Annotated in this window: 1 protein-coding gene; it reads left to right on the top strand. The window is 34.5% G+C overall.

Going from position 1 to position 1,333, the window contains the following annotated elements; all coding sequences use genetic code 11:
- Positions 1-1,055 (top strand): DegT/DnrJ/EryC1/StrS family aminotransferase (locus tag ACFQ2O_RS21665; protein WP_377532999.1); only part of this gene is annotated, 1,055 nt, incomplete at its 5' end.
- Between the last annotated feature and the right edge of the window lie 278 nt (positions 1,056-1,333).

Genomic DNA, 1,333 nt, shown 5'->3' on the forward strand with positions numbered 1-1,333 from the left:
CTTTTACTGAACAGTTTAAAAAAGAGTTTTCAAGCTTTCTAGAATCTGGGTGGTACGTTTTAGGTAACAGAGTAGCTACCTTTGAAGAGGAGTTTGCCTCCTATTGCGGTGTAAAGCATTTCATTGGTGTTGCCAATGGACTTGATGCCCTAATACTATCTCTAAAAGTTTTTGAATTTGAAAGGAATAAAGAAGTTATTGTTCCTTCTAATACCTATATCGCAACTATTCTTGCCATTATACATGCAGGACTAAAGCCTGTACTTGTTGAGCCGGATTACAGGACTTATAATATTGACCCTGAGAAAATCAGTGAAAGAATAACTAAGAACACTGTTGCTATACTCGTTGTACATCTTTATGGCAAGTGCTGCCAGATGAGTAAAATACTTTCTATTGCTTCAGCAAACAACTTAAAAGTTATTGAAGATTGTGCACAGGCTCATGGCGCTAGAATAGGTAATAAAAAAGTGGGTAGCTTCGGTGATTTAGGTGCTTTTAGCTTCTATCCTACTAAAAATTTAGGTGCACTTGGTGATGCTGGTGGTATTACTACTGACTCAGATGAATTAGCAGATAAATTACGTACTCTTAGAAATTATGGCTCACGAGTTAAATACGTTAACGAGAAAGTAGGTTATAATTCTAGATTAGATGAATTACAAGCAGGCTTTCTTTCTATAAAGCTGCAAAAGTTAGATCAAATAAATGCACATAAAATTAAACTTGCGCAGATATATTTTAACAACTTAAATGACCTTGTTGTAAAACCTGTTATTGAAGACGGTTACACAGATGTATACCATATATTCAATATCAGAACTGAACAACGAGATGCACTTAGGGAATATCTGCTGGAGAATAAGATAAAAACAGAAATTCATTATCCCATACCTCCACACAAGCAAAAAGCAATGAAAGGTTTTTTTGAAGATGATTATCCTATTTCAGAAGAAATTCATGCTACAACGCTAAGCTTACCCATATCATTTTTCCATACAGAGGATGATGTTAAATATGTATCTGATGCTATAAATTCTTTTACTGGCGCTTAGAATACCGTACCAATTAATTATTTTGATTTAACGCTAGGTTCTTTTTTAAAAAAAATTGAAAGAGAACTTGAGCTTGGGGTGTTTAGATTGATAAAGACAAACTAAACACCTGACGCCATTATATGAAAATTACTGCTGTGATTGCCCTTTATAGTGGAGAAGCATACTTGGAAGAGGCTATAAACAGCAAACAAAACCTTAACCGTTTATAATAAAATTGCTTGAAACATCAAGACTAAGAGCAGCACCTAATAGCTCCACCTGCTTAAAAATCACAC

The sequence above is a fragment of the Pontibacter rugosus genome (genome assembly GCF_042678745.1).
GTDB classification, from domain to species: Bacteria; Bacteroidota; Bacteroidia; order Cytophagales; family Hymenobacteraceae; genus Pontibacter; species Pontibacter rugosus.